Source organism: Streptomyces tricolor (assembly GCF_002155905.1).
GTDB classification, from domain to species: Bacteria; Actinomycetota; Actinomycetes; order Streptomycetales; family Streptomycetaceae; genus Streptomyces; species Streptomyces tricolor.
In genome coordinates this window covers 1-1,127 of record NZ_MUMF01000448.1, presented here as the reverse complement: position 1 = coordinate 1,127, position 1,127 = coordinate 1, and the positions used below count along the sequence as shown (strand labels likewise).

1 protein-coding gene and 1 pseudogene are annotated in these 1,127 nt (G+C 74.7%); both read right to left on the bottom strand.

All coding sequences use genetic code 11. The features are described 5' to 3' along the window. Positions 1-417, bottom strand: a pseudogene (locus CCN44_RS29210) (serine/threonine-protein phosphatase); the annotation flags it as partial. A 98-nt stretch (positions 418-515) separates the two neighbouring features. Then, positions 516-1,127, bottom strand: a 612-nt coding sequence (locus tag CCN44_RS29205) for an IclR family transcriptional regulator (protein WP_107502116.1), incomplete at its 5' end; no start/stop codon positions are given.

Sequence of the window (1,127 nt, the reverse complement as noted above, 5' to 3'; positions counted from 1 at the left end):
GACCGAGCGGACGGCCGCGAGGACCCGTTCCCGACGGCCCCGCAACAGGCTGGCCAGCCCGCTCGCCGCGGTGACCGCCAGCAGGGCGCACAGGACGGCCGCCAGCTCCCCGGCGGGAACCCCGTGCCCGACGCCCAGCGCCGCGCCCGCCGCGGCGGCGAGCAGACCGACGCAGAGGACACCGCGCGGACCGTTGGTGGTGGCCGCCAGCGCGGGGCCGGCCGCCAGCAGCGGCAGCCAGACCAGACCCGCCCCGCCGGCCACGTCGACGAGCACGACGACGGCGACGACCAGCACCGGCAGGCCCGCGGCCAGCTGCCCGGCGGCACACCGGCGGACCGGCCCCCGGGCGGCGGGCCGGTTCCGGAACAGCCGCCTCGGCGCGTGGTCGCCACCATGGTGTCGGGCCTGGCTCATGTCGCGTCCGCAGTCCTCGCCGGTAGGGGGTGCACACCCGGAGTGTCCGTTTCATCAAGCAAACGGGCCGGGGGCGGGCCGCCACAAGGCGCGGGATTTCAGATAGTGAGCGAGAGCCCCCTGGTCACCCGGCCGGCGATGGCGAGCAGACGCGTCCGGACCTGCTGGATGCGCTCCTGCCGCTCCGCGGGCAGGGAGACGCCGAGGGAGCCGAGGGTGTTCCCGCGGTAGACGGGCACGGCGACGCACACGGTGCCCAGCGTGTACTCCTCCAGGTCCGTGACGGCCGGGGCCAAGGGGGGCGACTCGATCCTGCGGAGCAGCTCCGGGACGCTGGTGATGGTCCGGGGGGTGAGATCGGCGAGGTGGTGCCGGGAGAGGTAGTCCCGGCGGGCGTCCTCGTCCAGCTCGCGCAGCACGGACTTGCCCAGCGCGGTGGCGTGGCCGGCGTCCTCGAACCCCACCCACAGATCCACCCGGGGGGTACGGGGGCCGTCGACGATCTCGGCGACCCTGATCTCGCCGTCCTCGTAGAACGTGAGGTAGGCGGCGCTGGACAGCTCGTCGCGCAGGGCGGTCAGCGTCGGGCGCACCCGGCTGAGCAGCGTCTGGGTGCCGCCCGCCGTGTGCAGCGAGTTCAGCTTGTCACCGAGGACGAAGCCGCCGTCGTCCAGTTTCCGCACGTATCCGTCGTGCACCAGGGTGCGCAG